Origin of the sequence: Azospirillum himalayense (genome assembly GCF_042657465.1) — a bacterium.
GTDB lineage: Bacteria > Pseudomonadota > Alphaproteobacteria > Azospirillales > Azospirillaceae > Azospirillum > Azospirillum himalayense.
This window is the reverse complement of record NZ_JBHSLC010000110.1, coordinates 24,078-38,761: the sequence shown is the minus strand read 5'-3', so window position 1 is coordinate 38,761 and position 14,684 is coordinate 24,078. Positions and strand designations below refer to the sequence as shown.

Genomic DNA, 14,684 nt, shown 5'->3' with positions numbered 1-14,684 from the left:
GTTCAGGTCCGCCGCGCGACGACGAAGTCGGCGACCGCTTTGAGGATATCGGCGCGCCCGTCGAAGATCTCCAGGTGCGCCTTGGCCTGGACGGCCAGCATCGCGGCCTGCGAGCGGGCGCGATCCTGCCCGAGGATGGACACGAAGGTCGCCTTTCCGGCCTCCGCGTCGCGCCCGACCGACTTGCCGGTCTCCGCTTCCGTCCCCTCGATGTCCAGCAGGTCGTCGACGATCTGGAAGGCCAGCCCGAGGTCATGGGCGTAGGCGCGCAGCGCGAGGCGCTGCGGCGGCGGGGCCTTGCCCAGGATGCCGCCGGCCTCGCAGGAGAAGGCGATCATGTCGCCGGTCTTCATGCGCTGGAGCCGCGTCGTCGTGCCGAGGTCGAAGGTCTCATGCTCGGCGATCAGGTCGAGCATCTGGCCGCCGACCATGCCGTGCGGCCCGGCCGCCTTGGCGAGCGCCGCCACGAGCTGGCAGCGCACGTTCGGGTCCTCGTGGGTCGCCGGGTCGGCCAGCACCTCGAAGGCGTAGGTCAGCAGCCCATCCCCGGCCAGGATGGCGGTCGCCTCGTCGAACGCGTGGTGCACGGTCGGCTTGCCGCGGCGCAGGTCACTGTCGTCCATCGCCGGCAGGTCGTCATGGACCAGCGAGTAGCTGTGGACGAACTCCACCGCCACGGCGACGCGCAGCGCGCAGTCCGGGTTGACGCCGAACAGCGCCGCGGACTGGCACACCAGGAAGGGACGGAGCCGCTTGCCGCCGTTCAGGCAGCCGTAGCGCATCGCCTCCAGCACACGCGATTCGGGGAGGTCGGTGGTCGGCAGGAGGTGCAGGATCGCACGCTCCACATCCGCCGCCATGTCGGCCATGGCTGTCTTGAGGTCGGTCTGCACGTCAGTCGATCCGGGCGGGTTCGGTGCCGAGGGTGCCGTCGGCGGCAACGGTGATGCGGTCGATCTTGGCCTGGGCCTCGCGCAGCTTCGCCTCGCAATGCCGCTTCAGCGCGGTGCCGCGCTCGTAAGAGGAAATCGCATCGTCGAGCTTGCCGCGCCCGTCCTCAAGCTGGCGCACGATGCGCTCAAGCTCGGCCAGCGCGTCCTCGAAGCTGAGGGCGGCGATGTCGGGGGGAATGTGAGCGAGGTCAGCCATGATCCATCCGGCCAATGATCCATACGATGGGGTGCCCGCGATGGGACCGAAAACCGAAATTATGGCTCAGCCCCCAAATGCGCAAGGCCCGCGGCGGGCGTATCACGCTCCCACCACGGGCCTAGCCGGAAGAATCGGCCGGAAGAGTCGGAAAGCTCAGCAATACATCAATTCGCGCACATGCGCCGCGGTGGCCGACGCCAGGGCGCGCAGATTGTAGCCGCCCTCCAGCACCGAGACGATGCGGGCGCCGCAGTGGGTGCGGGCCAGATCGCCCAGCTTGCGGGTGGCCCAGGCGAAATCGTCGTCGGTCAGGTGCAGGCCGGCCAGCGGATCGCGGGAATGGGCGTCGAATCCGGCGGAGATGATCAGCAGGTCCGGTTTGAAATGGTCGATGGCCGGCAGGATGATGTGAGTCATCGCGTGCCGGAATTCCGGCGAGCCCGACATGGCGGCGAGCGGCGCGTTGACACAGTTGCCGAAATCTCCCTTCTCCCCCGCGTCGCCCGTCCCCGGATAGAGCGGTGACTGGTGGGTGGAGCAATAGAGCAGATCCGGGTCGCGCTGGAAGATGTCCTGCGTGCCGTTGCCGTGATGGACGTCGAAATCCATCACCGCCACCCGCTGCAGTCCATGCGCCGCCCGCGCGTGGTAGGCGCCGACCGCGGCGTTGTTGAACAGGCAGAAGCCCATGGCCTTTTCGTATTCGGCGTGATGCCCCGGAGGGCGCACGGCGCAGAAGGCGTTGCGCGAATGGCCCGACGCCACCGCATCGACCGCCGCGACCACCGCCCCGGCGGCGCGCAGCGCGGCCTCGCCCGAGCCGGGGGACATCACCGTGTCAGCGTCGATGCCGGCGTGCTCCTGCTCCGGCACCAGGGCCAGGATGCGCTCGACATGCTCCCGCGGGTGCGCGCGGGAGAGTTGCTCGAGGGTGGCGAGCGGCGCCTCCTGGCGTTCGAGCATGTAGAATTCTTCGGTCTCAAGGGCCGCCAGCACCGCACGAAGCCGGTCGGCGCATTCCGGATGGCCCAGCCCTGTGTCGTGGTCCAGGCAGGCGGCGTGGGTGAACAGGGTGGTGAACATGCTTTTCTGTCTTTTTCGTTCGTGTTCGAGGCATTTCCCTGCGCCCATTCTTCCTGCATCGCTAATGAAAGTACAGGATGATTGCGGGGCTTATCGTCACATCCCCCAACCGCCGCCCCCACCCCCTTTGCGCGGCGAACGTGCACGCCACCCTGCTTTGCGGCGCCGTCAGGCGCAGCGTTCGATCACGAAGCGGTAGACGCCTCCGTCCTCGACGCTGGAGGCCAGCCGGTTGCCGGTGGCTTCGCAGAAGGCGGCGAAATCCTTGGGCGCACTGGGGTCGGTCGCCTCGACGGTCAGCGTCGATCCGGGCGGCACCGTCTTCAGCGCCTTGCGCGCGCGCAGCACCGGCAGCGGGCATTGCAGCCCCTTGGCGTCGAGCGTCTGGTCGGCCATCGTTCCTTGCACTCCTTCGGGCACCGCCGCAACACGTCCAGACGGCGAGTCTAGAACGGCGGCGCGCGCGCCTCAACCCGTTGAACGGTGGTTTCGCGGAACGGGGAACATTCTTTCGACTACGGGACATCCACGGGTAGACAGCGCGGTACACTCTTCCATATGATTGAACACGAACGATAAACGGCGGTGCTGCGGCGCAAGGTTGGGCGCAACGGGTCGCTGTTGCTTGGCGTCGACAGAAACGGTCGTTTCATGAACATTGCCGATCTGCAGAGCAACGCACGGCGGGCCAGCACGCTGCTCAAGGCCATGAGCAACGAACGCCGCCTGCTCATCCTGTGCTACCTGACCGAGGGCGAGAAGTCGGTCGGCGAGTTGGAGGAGCTGGTCGACCTCAGCCAGTCGGCCCTGTCCCAGCATCTGGCCCGCCTGCGCCGCGACAAGCTGGTGCGGACGCGCCGCGCCGCCCAGAACATCTACTACTCGCTGAACGGGCACGAGGCGCAGACCATCATGGCGACGCTCCACGAGCTGTTCTGCGCGCCCGTCGCCCGCAAGAAGGACGAAGGCTCCCCGGCCTCCGCCGAGGAGCCGAGCAGCGCACCCGCCTGAGCGCCGCCCCTGCTCGGCTCAGGCTTTTCCGAAGAAGCGCCGCCCGAACAGCAGGACCGCCAGGGCCAGGACGAGCCAACCCAGGATGAAGGCGCTGCCCCCGGTCGGCGCCGTCATCGCGAAGGGCAGCGGGCCGCTGGTCGCGGTCGCGTAGAGCGTTCCGCTGAAGAGCAGGATGCCGGCCACGAACAGCCACCCCGACAGGCGCAGCGCCAGGCGCGCCGGGCCGTGGGCGTTGCGCAGCAACGCAACCAGGACGACCAGGGCCAGCGCGTGCCACATCTGGTATTGCCCGGCCAGCCGGAACAGCTCCTGCCCGCGCGGGTCACCGGCGAGCCCGTGGCTGGCATAGGCCCCGGCCCCCACCGCGATGGCGCCGTTCAAGGCCGCGAAGGCCACCCAGAGCCGATCAACCAGTCCCATAATCCCTCTCCACGCTGAGCATCCCACACCCCTCCCGTAGTGGGCGGGGGAAAGGTTCGATCTCGTAACCAACTGGCCCGCCCTTTGCTTGGCATGGGCAGGCGGGCCATCCTACCCCCTCGGGAAACCGGGAGTCTGCGGCGGTCCGGCGCAAATTGATTTGCAAAATGCCAAAGGCTCGTCGTGAACCACATCATTCTGCACCGACAGCCGCTAGACACCTCCCCCACCGAGCCGGCGCCCTGCAGTTCGCCGGTATCCTTGGGCACGCCGCCGCCGTCCGGCGAGGAGCGCTTGGTCGCCTGGGCCATGGCCCGCGGCGGACGCCTGCTGGTGGTGGACGACAGCCCGACCAACCGGCTGCTGACCGCGGCGCTGATGCGCAAGGTCGGCTTCACCGTGGACACCGCGGACGGCGGAGCGGAGGCCGTCGCCTCCGTCGCCGGGGCGGAGCCCCCCTACGACGCGGTGCTGATGGACGTCGCCATGCCGGAGGTGGACGGGATCGCCGCGACCCTGGCGATCCGGGCGATGACCGGGGCCCGCGCCATGGTGCCGATCATCGCGGTCACCGCCCACGGCTTCGCCGAGGACCGCGACCGCTGCGTGTTCGCCGGCATGAACGATTACGTGCCCAAGCCGGTCCGCCGCCCTGAATTGCTGGCCGCCCTGAAGCGCTGGCTGGAGCCCGGGATGCCGGAGGGCGAGACCGTCAAAAGGACGAACCCGGTTCCTTGAGGAACTCCGCCTCCTCCGGCGTCGTCTCGCGGCCGAGGGCCGCGTTGCGGTGGGGAAACCGCCCGAAGCGCGCGATGACCTTGCGGTGACGTTCGGCGTAATCCACGACCTCCGGATCGCTGACCCGCTCCCGGAACAGGGTGCAGGACAGCTCCTGACAGTCCATGTCCTCCTGATGCTCGAACGGCAGATAGAGGAAGATCCGCTCATCCTCGGTGCATTCGAGGTCGTAACCCTGCTCCACCACATGGCGGGCCACCGCCAGCGCCTTGCCGTCGGTCGCGAAGGCCCGTGGCGAACCGCGGAAGACGTTGCGCGGGACCTGATCGAGCAGGACGCAGAGCGCCAGGCAGCCGTCCACATCCTCCAGCCAATGATCGTACCGCCCCTCCGCCGCCGCCTCGTAATGGGGAAGCAGCGTGTCGCGCACCGTCCGGTCGAAACTGTCGGACTGGCGGAACCAGTAGGGCTTCATCGCCTCGTCGAACCAGAAATCCACGATCTCGTCGATCAGCCTGTCGGTCATCTGCACCACCTTCGCCTGGGAATGGGGTCGTCGGGAAAAGAACCTCGGCCACAAAAGAACAGGGCGCCCGAAGGCGCCCTGTCCAGTCTCAAGTCTCCGCACAGGGCCGGACAACGGCTCAGTGCAGGGTGCTCCACAGCTTGCGCTTGGTGGCGTACATCAGGCCGGCCAGCACGATCAGGAACAGGATCACCTTCACGCCCATCTGCTTGCGCGCATCCATGTGCGGCTCGGCGATGAAGGTCAGGAAGGTGCTGATGTCGTGGGCCTGCTGCTGCACCGTCGCCGGGGTGCCGTCGGCGTAGGTCACGCCGTCCGGCATCAGGATGTTGGGCATGCCCACCTGATGACCCGGGAAGTACTTGTTGTAGTTCATGCCCGGCATCAGGGTGACGCCTTCCGGCGGGTTCTCCTCGAAGCCGGTCAGGAAGGCGTAGAGATAGTCCTCGCCGCCGACGCGGGCCTTCGCCATCAGCGACAGGTCCGGCGGCAGGGCGCCGTTGTTGGCGGCGCGGGCAGCGTTGTCGTTGGGGAACGGCGAGGGGAAGCGGTCGGCCGGGATGCCCGGACGCATGAACATCTCGCCCGCGTCGTTCGGACCGGCCTGGACCTCATAGCCGGCGGCGATCGCCTTCAGCTCGTCCTCGTTGAAACCGATGCCGGCGAGCGTGCGGATCGGGACCAGCTTGGCCGAGTGGCAGGTCGAGCAGACTTCCTTGTAGATCTGGAAGCCGCGCTGCGCCGAGGCCTTGTCGATGGTGCCGAAGACGCCGCTGTGCGACCACTCCTGCTTGGGAATGTGCACCGCTTCCGACGCCTGCGCGGCGCCGGCCAGACCCAGGGCGACGGCCGCGGAGAGGATGGCAGACTTCAGAGAGCGCATTATGCCTTCTCCATGGGCTTGGCGTGGGCGCCGGCGGCAACGCGGCCACCGCCCTTCAGAACCGGTTCGCAGATGCTGGCGGGGAGCGGCAGCGGACGCTCCAGCTTGCCCAGCAGCGGCAGCAGGATCAGGAAGTGGAAGAAGTAGTAGGCCGTGCCGATGCGGGCGACCAGCAGCCACACACCTTCCGCGGGCATCGCGCCGGCGTAGCCCAGCACCAGGGCGTCGATGGCCAGGATCCAGAAGAACTGGCGGTAGATCGGGCGGAACTTGCAGCTGCGCACCTTGGAGGTGTCGAGCCACGGCAGGGCCGCCAGCACCGCGATGGCGCCGAACATGGCGAGCACGCCGCCCAGCTTGTCCGGGATCGCGCGCAGGATCGCGTAGAACGGCAGGAAGTACCATTCCGGAACGATATGCGCCGGGGTGACCAGCGGGTTGGCCGGGATGTAGTTGTCCGGGTGGCCGAGGTAGTTCGGGGCGAAGAAGACGAAGCCCGCGTAGAAGATCAGGAACACGACGACCGCGAAGCCGTCCTTGACCGTGACGTACGGGTTGAACGGCACGGTGTCCTGCGGGCCCTTGGCATCGATGCCCAGCGGGTTGTTCGAGCCGGAGACGTGCAGGGCGGCGGTGTGGAGGACGACCAGGCCCAGCAGCACGAACGGCAGCAGGAAGTGCAGCGCGAAGAAGCGGTTCAGCGTCGGGTTGTCGACCGAGAAGCCGCCCCACAGCCAGGTCACGATCGGGTCGCCGACCAGCGGGAAGGCCGAGAACAGGTTCGTGATGACGGTGGCGCCCCAGAAGCTCATCTGGCCCCACGGCAGCACGTAGCCCATGAAGGCGGTCGCCATCATGGCCAGCAGGATCAGCACGCCGAGGATCCACAGGATCTCGCGCGGCGCCTTGTAGGAGCCGTAGTAGAGACCGCGGAACATGTGGATGTAGACGGCGATGAAGAACATCGACGCGCCGTTGGCGTGGACGTAGCGCAGCAGCCAGCCGTAGTTGACGTCGCGCATGATGCGCTCGACCGACTCGAAGGCGATGTGCGTGTTGGCCGCATACTGCATCGCCAGCACGAGGCCGGTGGCGATCATGATGACCAGCATGATGCCGGCGATGGCACCGAACGCCCACAGATAGTTGACGTTCCGGGGCATCGGATACTGGTTGTACTCATGGTCCAGCATCGTGAAGATCGGCAGGCGGCTGTCGATCCACTTCACGACGGGATTTTTGAACTGGGGGGCGTGAGCCTGAGCCATCTTGGGGTCTCCAGAACCTTAAGGGCCGCTTAGCCGAGCCGGACCGCGGTGTCGCTCGTGAAAGCGTACTGCGGAACGACGAGGTTGGCCGGGGCGGGACCCTTGCGGATGCGCCCTGCGGTGTCGTAGTGCGAGCCGTGGCAGGGGCAGAACCAGCCGTCGTAGTCGCCGCGCGGATCGGTCGGCTTCTGCCCCAGCGGCACGCAGCCCAAGTGCGTACAGATGCCGACGACGATCAGCCATTCCGGCTTCTTGACGCGGGCGTCGTCGGCGGCCGGGTCGCGCAGCTCGCCGAGGTTGACGGTGCGCGCCTCCTCGATCTCCTTCGCCGTGCGGTGGCGGACGAAGACCGGCTTGCCGCGCCAGGTGACGGTGATCGCCTGGCCTTCCTGGACCGGGGCCAGATCCACGTCGATCGAAGCCAGCGCGAGGGTGTCGGCGGCCGGGTTCATGCTGTCGATGAACGGCCAGACGGCCGACGCGACACCAATGGCACCCACGGCCCCGGTGGCGAGGTAGAGAAAATCACGGCGGGAAGCCCCCTCGCCGCCGGGGGCCGCGTGGCCACCCGTCCCGGGCGGATGCGTGGTCTGAGCCATAAGCGTTAATCTCCTCAAGGCATACGCGGCGCGCCGAAGCGCCCTATGACACGTGGACCAGTGTTTATCACGACTTGACGGGCATGTCCGCTCACTGGGTGGGTGGGTGCGCGCCGCGTCGACCGGGGTTGTATCTCCCGGGTATCCGGGGTGCGGTATACAGTCGCGGCAACGCCTTGAAAAGGTTTTGTCATCGGGACAACTTGTCGCGCTTTGCGGTGCACCATTAGACGTCGCTGAACCAAAAGGGAATTTCATGCGCCTCGTTCTCTTCGAACCGGACATCCCCCAGAACGCCGGGACTCTGATGCGTCTGGCGGCGGGACTCGGGGTGCCTCTGGACCTGATCGAGCCCTGCGGCTTCGTTCTGGATGACCGCAAGCTGCGGCGGGCCGGGATGGACTACATCGACCAGCTGGCCCTGGTCCGGCACAGCTCCTGGGCGGCCTATCGGGCGCTGCCGCAGGCCGGGCGGCTGGTCCTGCTGACCACCCGCGGCGCCGTTCCCTACACCGGGTTCGCCTTCGCCCCGGACGACCGCATCATGGTGGGGCGCGAGAGCGCCGGGGTGCCCGACGAGGTGCACGCGGCGGCCGACGCCCGTCTGGTCATTCCCTTGAAGCCGCCCGCCCGGTCGCTGAATGTTGCGCTGAGTGCCGCGATGGTGTTGGGTGAAGCCCTGCGGCAGACGGCCGCATTGCCCAGACCCTCGCCCCTCCCCTTGCCCTGACCGACGCCGGACGCCCGCCCATGACCACCTCCCCCGCCGACGCCATGGACATCAGAACCGCCCGTCAGGCCCGGGCCAGCGCCTGGTTCGCCGAGCTGCGCGACCGCATCTGCGCCGAGTTCGAACGGATCGAGGACGAGCTGACCGGCACCCATGCCGACCTGCCGCCGGGCCGCTTCGAGCGCAAGCCCTGGCAGCGCCCCGACCATGGCGGCGGCGAGGGCGGCGGCGGCGTCATGTCGGTGATGCGCGGCCGCGTGTTCGAGAAGGTGGGGGTCAACGTCTCCACGGTGCACGGCACCTTCAGCCCGGAGTTCCGCGCCAACATCCCCGGCGCCGCGGAGGACGGGCGGTTCTGGGCGTCGGGGATCAGCCTCGTCGCGCACATGCGCTCGCCCCTGGTGCCGGCCACCCACATGAACACGCGCCACATCGTGACCAGCCTCGGCTGGTTCGGCGGCGGCGCCGACCTGACCCCGATGGTGCCCGACGATCGGGACACCGCCGATTTCCACGCCGCCTTCCGCGGCGCCTGCGACCGCCACGACCCGACCTGCTACGCGCGCTACAAGGAGTGGTGCGACCGCTACTTCTTCCTGCCGCACCGGGGCGAGGCGCGCGGCGTCGGCGGCATCTTCTACGACAACCTGGATTCCGGGAACTGGGAGGCCGACTTCGCCTTCACCCGCGACGTCGGGCTGGCCTTCCTGGAGGTCTTCCCCGCCCTGGTCCGCCGCCACATGAACCGGCCCTGGACCCCGGAGCAGCGCGAGCACCAGCTGATCCGCCGCGGCCGCTACGTCGAGTTCAACCTGCTCTACGACCGCGGGACGACCTTCGGCCTGAAGACCGGCGGCAACACCGAAGCCATCCTGATGAGCATGCCACCCGAGGTGAAGTGGCCGTAGCCTTTATAATCCCCTCTCCCGCCCCGGGAGAGGGAGGGACCCGCCGCAGAGCGGCGGGAGGGTGAGGGTACTGGCGAGAATGGTGCGTTGATCCTTGCCGGCACCCTCACCCCGCTCTCGACGGATGCCAATGGCATCCGCCTGTCGCCGTCAGCGCTGGCTTTCAGCCAGCGCGAGAGGCCGCTGCGCGGGCACCCTCTCCCGGGACAGGAGAGGGTTTGTCCAACCGCCTTTTTGCCTCCGCCAAGCACTCGTCCCGTCCCGGCCGGAAATCCTCGGCGATCCACCACGCCTCGACCTGCTTCAGCAGCGCGCCCACCGCCGGGCCGCGCGGCATCCCCATGGCCAGCAGGTCGCGCCCGGCGATGGGAAGGACCAGGGACGGCAGGTCCTCGGCGGTCGCCAGCGCCGCCTTGATCGCGTCGAGCGCCATCGGACCGGGGGCGTCCACCGCCGCCAGCAGCACCAAGTCGCGATACAGCCCGGCGTCGCCCAGCCGGTAGAGCGCCTGCCGCCGCTTCACCGGACCGTCGGAGGGAGCTACGGCCATCGGCGGTTCGATCAGGGCGGCGAGGCGGTCGCGGTCGGCGTTGGACAGGCGCAGGGTCTGGGCCACGGCCAGCGCCCCCGCCCGGTCGGTGTCCAGCACGGCGGCGAAGCGGCGCACCGCCTCGGGCGGCTCGTGCAGATCGTGTTCCAGCCGGACCAGACCGTCCAGCCGGGCGGTGCGGACCGCGTCCGGCAGCAGATGGGCCATCACGCCGAACCGGATCATCAGATCCCAGGCCGACGCCGGGTCGGGCGCCGCCAGCAGGCGGGACAGTTCGCCCCGCACCCGCTCGCCGGACAAACTGGGCAGGCGGGGGGCCATCTCCGCGCAGGCGACCAGCGCCGCCGCGTCCGGAGCGCCACGCCCGTAATGGGCGTGGAAGCGGAAGAAGCGCAGCAGGCGCAGCACGTCCTCCTCGATGCGCTGGCGCGGGTCGCCGACGAAGCGCACCCGCCCGGCGGCCATGTCGGCCAATCCCCCGAAGGGATCGTAGACGCAGCCGTCCAGCGTGCAGCTCAGCGCGTTCATGGTCAGGTCGCGCCGGGCCGCGTCCTCCCGCCAGTCGTCGGTGAACTCCACACGGGCGTGGCGCCCGAAGGTCTCCACGTCGCGGCGCAGCGTGGTGATCTCGTAATGGGCCTTCCCGACCACGGCGGTGATGGTGCCGTGCTCGATCCCGGTGGGGATGGCGCCGATGCCCCCGGCCTTCAGCAAGTCCATCACCCGTTCCGGCGGGGCGTGGGTGGCGATGTCGATGTCCTTGACCTTGCGGCCCAGCCACGCGTCACGCACGCAGCCGCCGACGAAGCGGGCGTCCGCCCCTCCGGCGGCCAGGGCGTCGAACACGGCGCGCGTCTCGGGCGCGGTCATCCAGGGCTGGGGAGCGATGCGGGCGTTGAAGGTCATGGCGGCAGGCTAGCCCGCGGAACGCTCAATTTCCAGACGCCCCGCCGCCGATCACCCTCCCGTCTTCGACATGGGCCGGGGTGTAGGGCGTGTGCGGCGCCACCCCGCTGGTCAGGGCGACGGACCCCAGCGTCGCCGCCATCGCCGCCACCCCGGCGAAGACCAGCCAGGGCCAGGGCGCCGTCGCCCACCACGGTGCCGGGCTGTGCGCCTCCTCCGCCTCGCGGCGGCGGCGCTCGACCACCAGCACATACAGGGCGTAACCGGCCGTGGGCAGGACCAGAGGCAGGATGACCGTCAGGAAAATCCGCAGCACCGCGCCGCCCGCCCTACGATGGTCCGCCGGCGGGCAGGTCGCCCAGGCGATCGCTCTTCAGGCCGTCGCACCCCAGCCCCTCGGCGCGCAGGACATCGCAGAGATTGACCAGCATCCCCGCCGTCGCCCCCCAGATGAAGCGCTGCTGGTAGGGGAAGGCGTAGAAATAGCGCTGAGCCCCCTGGAACTCGCGGCTGTGGCGCTGCGGGTTGGTCGGGTCGAGAATGGCGGCCAGCGGCACCTCGAACACCTCGGCCACCTCGGTCGGGTCGGGAGTCACCTGGAAGGGCGGGCGCACCAGCCCGACCACCGGGGTCACCCGGAAGCCGGTGCGCGTCACGTAGGTGTCGAGCCGCCCCAGCACCTCGATGCGGTCACGCCCCAGCCCGATCTCCTCCTCGGTCTCGCGCAGGGCGGTGTCTTCCGGGCCGCGGTCGTCGCTCTCCATCCGCCCGCCGGGGAAGCTGATCTGCCCGGCATGGGCGGTCAGGTTGGCGGTGCGCTGGGTGAAGATGACCGTCAGCTCCTCCGGACGGTCGACCAGCGGCACCAGGACGGCGGCCTCCCGCAGCTTGCCCTGGGAGGGCTCGAAACCGGGATTCAGATCGTGATCGCCGCGCACCTTGGCCGGTCGCAGGCCGGCGGCGGCGCTTCGCGGAAAGCGCTTGCGGACCTCATCGAGACTCACCCGCCAGGCAGCCTGCCCAGCGCGAAGAAGACCTTCTTGCTCCATACCCCCACCTCAGCCTCACCATCATGGCCGCGCGTATCGGCCCGGTCCACCATTTCGTAGTAGACCGGCCGGAGAATTCGCGCTTCGAGCCCGTTTCTTATGAGGATATAGGGCGTCGGTTCGCCATTTTCAGGATTGTGGACGACCCTGATCGGATGATCCGGCCCACATTCGACCCATTCGTCCAAATTTGTACGGAACGACAGGACCTGTTCGTCTCCATGTCCGCTTGCGGCCATTTCCACGGCGACGAACGGCGTGTCCTCGACCACGATCCGCCCGCGCTCGACCGGGGTGACCAGCCAGAAGTCGCCCGCCTCGTCCCGCCGCAAGACGGTGGCGAACAGCTTGACCAGTTCGATCCGCCGGATCGGGTCGCCCTCGTGGAACCAAGTGCCGTCCCGTGCGATGCGGATGTCGAACCGCTGCTCCCTCGCGGTCAGGGGCAGAGCGGGGGGCAGGCTTTCGACGTTTTCCCCGCCGGTCACCTCACCGGGGCGCGTTTCATTTGGGCGCTTGTCATTCGCCCCGTCATTGCCGACCTTCATCGCTAGCCTTCTCGTCTTTTTCGGGCCTGAGGGGCACAGAGGGAACTGGCCGCGCAACGTAATTTCGCCATACTCGTCACATAGGTCCGAACTGGCGGATTTGCCACGATGGCCGTTTCGACCCCAGCGGTCATGATTGAGCGGTCATGATTGCCCACCGAGTGCATGGTCTTAAACGGGAGCAGAGACGTGAGCGCAACCGATGCCGTCAATCCGGGGGCCAATCCGGGCCAGAACTTTCCCGCCGGCGAGAACCCGCACCAGCTCATGGCGGAGATCGAGGCGCTGGGCGGCCGGCTGACCCACGTCCGCGACCGCATCGGCCGGATCATCTTCGGCCAGCAGGAGGTCATCGACCTCACGCTGATCACGCTCCTGGCCGGCGGCCACGTGCTGCTGATCGGCGTGCCGGGCCTCGCCAAGACGCGGCTGGTCGAGACGCTGGGCACCGTGCTGGGCCTCGCCGAGAAGCGCATCCAGTGCACGCCCGACCTGATGCCCGCCGACATCCTGGGGTCGGAGGTGCTGGAGGAGAACGAGCAGGGCCGCCGCTCCTTCCGCTTCATTCCGGGGCCGGTGTTCAGCCAGCTCCTCATGGCGGACGAGATCAACCGCGCCAGCCCGCGCACCCAGTCTGCGCTGCTCCAGGCGATGCAGGAGCGGCGCGTGTCGGTCGCCGGCCACTACCACGCCCTGCCCCAGCCCTTCCACGTGCTGGCCACCCAGAACCCGCTGGAGCAGGAAGGCACCTACCCGCTGCCGGAAGCCCAGCTCGACCGCTTCCTGATGCAGATCGACGTCGACTACCCCGACCGCGACGCCGAGCGGCGGATGATGATCGCCACCACCGGTTCGCTGGACGAGCAGGCGGTGACGGTGCTCTCCCCCGCCGACCTCCAGGTGGCGCAACGGCTGGTCCGCCGCGTGCCGGTCAGCGAAGGCGTGGTCGACGGCATCCTCGACCTCGTGCGGCGCGGCCGCCCGGAGGCGACCGACCTGCCGGAGGTGCAGCGCCATGTCGCCTGGGGTCCCGGCCCGCGCGCCAGCCAGGCGCTGATGCTCGCCGCCCGCGCCCGCGCGGTGCTGGACGGGCGGCTGGCCCCGTCGCTCGACGACGTGGTGGCCCTGGCGAAGCCCGTGCTGCGCCACCGCATGGCGCTGAACTTCGCGGCGCGGGCGGACGGGATCACGCTGGACGACATCATCAACCGCCTCTGCGCCCCGCTGTCGTAAGGACCCGCCGATGGCCAGTCCCACCCTAGGCGCCACCACCCTGCGGGCGCAGCAGCGCGCGGAGGGGCTGGCCGCCACCCTGCCGCCGCTTCTGGTCGCGGCGGAGCGCGTGGCCTCCACGGTGGCGCAGGGCGTGCACGGACGGCGCCGCGTCGGGCTGGGCGAGACCTTCTGGCAGTTCCGCCGCTACCAGCCCGGCGACTCGCCGCAGATGATCGACTGGCGGCAGTCCGGCAAGACCCAGCCCGTCTATGTGCGCGAGAACGAGTGGGAGGCTGCCCAGACCGTCTGGCTGTGGCGCGACCGCTCGCCCTCCATGGACTACCGCTCGGTCAACGGCCTGCCGACCAAGCGGGAGCGCGCCGACCTGCTGACCCTCGCCGCCGCGGTGCTGCTGGTGCGCGGCGGCGAGCGGGTCGGCCTGCTCAACTCCGGCCAGCGCCCGGACCATGGCAAGTTCGCCCTGAACCGCATGGCCGGGCAGATGACCGACCCGCGCAACGCCCATTCCCCCGACGCGCTGCCGCAGCCCGAACCGCTGCCCCGGCACGCCCAGGTGGTCCTGGTGGGCGACCTGCTGTCGCCGCTGCCGGAGATCCACGCCACCGTGTCGGCGCTCACCGGACGCGGCGTGCGCGGCCATCTGCTGCAGATCCTCGATCCGGCGGAGGAGACCCTGCCCTACGAGGGCCGCGTCGAGTTCGAAGGCTTCGAAGGCGAGGAGGAACTGCTGGTGCCGCGGGTCGAGGCGGTGCGCGAAACCTATCTGGAGCGGTTGCGCGCCCACCAGGACGGCTTGGACGCGCTCGCCCGCACCGCCGGCTGGACCTACGCCGTCCACCGCACCGACCGGCCGCCCCAGACCGCCCTGCTCGGTCTGTGGGGCGCCCTGGCGCGCGAGGCGGTTTAGGTGGGACGGCGCGTTGCCCCCACCCTCCCGCTTCGCGGGTCCCTCCCTCCCCCGCTTCGCAGGGGAGGGCCCAATTGCCAAATCCCCTCCCCTGCAAAGCGGGGGAGGGTTAGGGAGGGGGCAAGGCCCTCGCCCGCCACTCCCCATCCTCCAACAGCGTAGACGCC

The 14,684-nt window shown here is 69.1% G+C and carries 19 protein-coding genes; 6 read left to right on the top strand and 13 right to left on the bottom strand.

Annotated elements, in window-relative coordinates:
* Positions 1 to 2: 2 nt before the first annotated feature.
* The 4 genes from ACFPMG_RS29295 to ACFPMG_RS29280 form a co-directional block, all read right to left on the bottom strand.
* Positions 3 to 869, bottom strand: coding sequence for a polyprenyl synthetase family protein (locus ACFPMG_RS29295; RefSeq protein ID WP_376998875.1), 867 nt, complete (start codon positions 867 to 869; stop codon positions 3 to 5).
* Positions 870 to 894: 25 nt separating this feature from the next.
* On the bottom strand, positions 895 to 1,149 hold the full coding sequence (locus ACFPMG_RS29290; RefSeq protein ID WP_149167076.1) for an exodeoxyribonuclease VII small subunit: 255 nt from the start codon (positions 1,147 to 1,149) through the stop codon (positions 895 to 897).
* Positions 1,150 to 1,305: 156 nt separating this feature from the next.
* Positions 1,306 to 2,235, bottom strand: coding sequence for a histone deacetylase family protein (locus ACFPMG_RS29285; RefSeq protein ID WP_376998794.1), 930 nt, complete (start codon positions 2,233 to 2,235; stop codon positions 1,306 to 1,308).
* A gap of 168 nt (positions 2,236 to 2,403) precedes the next feature.
* Positions 2,404 to 2,631 (bottom strand): sulfurtransferase TusA family protein, encoded by a 228-nt coding sequence (locus tag ACFPMG_RS29280; protein ID WP_376998792.1) that lies wholly within the window; start codon positions 2,629 to 2,631, stop codon positions 2,404 to 2,406.
* A gap of 255 nt (positions 2,632 to 2,886) precedes the next feature.
* Here ACFPMG_RS29280 and ACFPMG_RS29275 point away from each other — a divergent pair, with 255 nt between their 5' ends.
* The gene (locus tag ACFPMG_RS29275) at positions 2,887 to 3,246 is read left to right on the top strand and encodes an ArsR/SmtB family transcription factor (protein ID WP_376998789.1); all 360 of its coding nucleotides are present in this window, start codon (positions 2,887 to 2,889) and stop codon (positions 3,244 to 3,246) included.
* An 18-nt stretch (positions 3,247 to 3,264) separates the two neighbouring features.
* Here ACFPMG_RS29275 and ACFPMG_RS29270 read toward each other — a convergent pair whose 3' ends face one another.
* A complete protein-coding gene (locus tag ACFPMG_RS29270; RefSeq protein WP_376998787.1) occupies positions 3,265 to 3,669 on the bottom strand; it encodes a DUF423 domain-containing protein in 405 nt (134 codons plus the stop codon).
* 183 nt (positions 3,670 to 3,852) lie between these two features.
* On the opposite strand from ACFPMG_RS29270, the gene ACFPMG_RS29265 reads away from it, so the two are divergent.
* Positions 3,853 to 4,407, top strand: a complete 555-nt coding sequence (locus tag ACFPMG_RS29265) for a response regulator (RefSeq protein ID WP_376998785.1) — start codon at positions 3,853 to 3,855, stop codon at positions 4,405 to 4,407.
* Here the strand turns inward: ACFPMG_RS29265 and ACFPMG_RS29260 are convergent.
* From ACFPMG_RS29260 to petA, 4 genes are all read right to left on the bottom strand, one after another.
* Entirely contained in the window at positions 4,382 to 4,933 is a 552-nt protein-coding gene (locus ACFPMG_RS29260) for a DUF924 family protein (RefSeq protein ID WP_376998783.1), read from the bottom strand. The genes ACFPMG_RS29265 and ACFPMG_RS29260 overlap by 26 nt on opposite strands.
* 118 nt (positions 4,934 to 5,051) lie before the next feature.
* Positions 5,052 to 5,816, bottom strand: coding sequence for a cytochrome c1 (locus ACFPMG_RS29255; protein WP_035676897.1), 765 nt, complete (start codon positions 5,814 to 5,816; stop codon positions 5,052 to 5,054).
* Positions 5,816 to 7,084 carry a cytochrome b gene (locus tag ACFPMG_RS29250; RefSeq protein ID WP_376998781.1) on the bottom strand — a complete coding sequence of 423 codons (1,269 nt, stop codon included), beginning with the start codon at positions 7,082 to 7,084 and terminating at the stop codon, positions 5,816 to 5,818. Before ACFPMG_RS29250 ends, ACFPMG_RS29255 begins: the two co-directional genes overlap by 1 nt.
* 29 nt (positions 7,085 to 7,113) lie before the next feature.
* Positions 7,114 to 7,683 (bottom strand): ubiquinol-cytochrome c reductase iron-sulfur subunit, encoded by a 570-nt coding sequence (gene petA, locus ACFPMG_RS29245; RefSeq protein ID WP_014198445.1) that lies wholly within the window; start codon positions 7,681 to 7,683, stop codon positions 7,114 to 7,116.
* A gap of 256 nt (positions 7,684 to 7,939) precedes the next feature.
* Here petA and ACFPMG_RS29240 point away from each other — a divergent pair, with 256 nt between their 5' ends.
* The gene (locus ACFPMG_RS29240) at positions 7,940 to 8,413 is read left to right on the top strand and encodes a tRNA (cytidine(34)-2'-O)-methyltransferase (protein ID WP_376998779.1); all 474 of its coding nucleotides are present in this window, start codon (positions 7,940 to 7,942) and stop codon (positions 8,411 to 8,413) included.
* A 20-nt stretch (positions 8,414 to 8,433) separates the two neighbouring features.
* A complete protein-coding gene (hemF, locus tag ACFPMG_RS29235; RefSeq protein ID WP_376998777.1) occupies positions 8,434 to 9,321 on the top strand; it encodes an oxygen-dependent coproporphyrinogen oxidase in 888 nt (295 codons plus the stop codon).
* Positions 9,322 to 9,484: 163 nt separating this feature from the next.
* Here the strand turns inward: hemF and ACFPMG_RS29230 are convergent, their stop codons facing one another.
* Genes ACFPMG_RS29230 through ACFPMG_RS29215 form a run of 4 tightly spaced genes read right to left on the bottom strand, consistent with a single transcriptional unit; the run spans position 9,485 to position 12,374 of the window.
* On the bottom strand, positions 9,485 to 10,777 hold the full coding sequence (locus tag ACFPMG_RS29230) for a CCA tRNA nucleotidyltransferase (RefSeq protein ID WP_376998775.1): 1,293 nt from the start codon (positions 10,775 to 10,777) through the stop codon (positions 9,485 to 9,487).
* A 25-nt stretch (positions 10,778 to 10,802) separates the two neighbouring features.
* Positions 10,803 to 11,093 carry a DUF6111 family protein gene (locus ACFPMG_RS29225; RefSeq protein WP_376998773.1) on the bottom strand — a complete coding sequence of 97 codons (291 nt, stop codon included), beginning with the start codon at positions 11,091 to 11,093 and terminating at the stop codon, positions 10,803 to 10,805.
* Between the two features lie 13 nt (positions 11,094 to 11,106).
* On the bottom strand, positions 11,107 to 11,781 hold the full coding sequence (locus ACFPMG_RS29220; protein WP_376998771.1) for a CoA pyrophosphatase: 675 nt from the start codon (positions 11,779 to 11,781) through the stop codon (positions 11,107 to 11,109).
* Complete coding sequence (locus tag ACFPMG_RS29215; RefSeq protein ID WP_376998769.1) at positions 11,778 to 12,374, bottom strand: DUF1285 domain-containing protein; 597 nt, start codon at positions 12,372 to 12,374, stop codon at positions 11,778 to 11,780. Before ACFPMG_RS29215 ends, ACFPMG_RS29220 begins: the two co-directional genes overlap by 4 nt.
* 189 nt (positions 12,375 to 12,563) lie before the next feature.
* On the opposite strand from ACFPMG_RS29215, the gene ACFPMG_RS29210 reads away from it, so the two are divergent.
* Entirely contained in the window at positions 12,564 to 13,607 is a 1,044-nt protein-coding gene (locus ACFPMG_RS29210) for an AAA family ATPase (protein WP_376998767.1), read from the top strand.
* Positions 13,608 to 13,617: 10 nt separating this feature from the next.
* On the top strand, positions 13,618 to 14,517 hold the full coding sequence (locus tag ACFPMG_RS29205) for a DUF58 domain-containing protein (RefSeq protein WP_014198437.1): 900 nt from the start codon (positions 13,618 to 13,620) through the stop codon (positions 14,515 to 14,517).
* Positions 14,518 to 14,684: the final 167 nt, after the last annotated feature.

Coding starts and splice junctions, on each gene's coding strand:
- ACFPMG_RS29295 (WP_376998875.1), bottom strand. CDS start 869: ATGGCCGACATGGCGGCGGATGTGGAGCGTGCGATCCTGCACCTCCTG.
- ACFPMG_RS29290 (WP_149167076.1), bottom strand. CDS start 1,149: ATGGCTGACCTCGCTCACATTCCCCCCGACATCGCCGCCCTCAGCTTC.
- ACFPMG_RS29285 (WP_376998794.1), bottom strand. CDS start 2,235: ATGTTCACCACCCTGTTCACCCACGCCGCCTGCCTGGACCACGACACA.
- ACFPMG_RS29280 (WP_376998792.1), bottom strand. CDS start 2,631: ATGGCCGACCAGACGCTCGACGCCAAGGGGCTGCAATGCCCGCTGCCG.
- ACFPMG_RS29275 (WP_376998789.1), top strand. CDS start 2,887: ATGAACATTGCCGATCTGCAGAGCAACGCACGGCGGGCCAGCACGCTG.
- ACFPMG_RS29270 (WP_376998787.1), bottom strand. CDS start 3,669: ATGGGACTGGTTGATCGGCTCTGGGTGGCCTTCGCGGCCTTGAACGGC.
- ACFPMG_RS29260 (WP_376998783.1), bottom strand. CDS start 4,933: ATGACCGACAGGCTGATCGACGAGATCGTGGATTTCTGGTTCGACGAG.
- ACFPMG_RS29255 (WP_035676897.1), bottom strand. CDS start 5,816: ATGCGCTCTCTGAAGTCTGCCATCCTCTCCGCGGCCGTCGCCCTGGGT.
- ACFPMG_RS29250 (WP_376998781.1), bottom strand. CDS start 7,084: ATGGCTCAGGCTCACGCCCCCCAGTTCAAAAATCCCGTCGTGAAGTGG.
- petA (WP_014198445.1), bottom strand. CDS start 7,683: ATGGCTCAGACCACGCATCCGCCCGGGACGGGTGGCCACGCGGCCCCC.
- ACFPMG_RS29240 (WP_376998779.1), top strand. CDS start 7,940: ATGCGCCTCGTTCTCTTCGAACCGGACATCCCCCAGAACGCCGGGACT.
- hemF (WP_376998777.1), top strand. CDS start 8,434: ATGACCACCTCCCCCGCCGACGCCATGGACATCAGAACCGCCCGTCAG.
- ACFPMG_RS29230 (WP_376998775.1), bottom strand. CDS start 10,777: ATGACCTTCAACGCCCGCATCGCTCCCCAGCCCTGGATGACCGCGCCC.
- ACFPMG_RS29215 (WP_376998769.1), bottom strand. CDS start 12,374: ATGAAGGTCGGCAATGACGGGGCGAATGACAAGCGCCCAAATGAAACG.
- ACFPMG_RS29205 (WP_014198437.1), top strand. CDS start 13,618: ATGGCCAGTCCCACCCTAGGCGCCACCACCCTGCGGGCGCAGCAGCGC.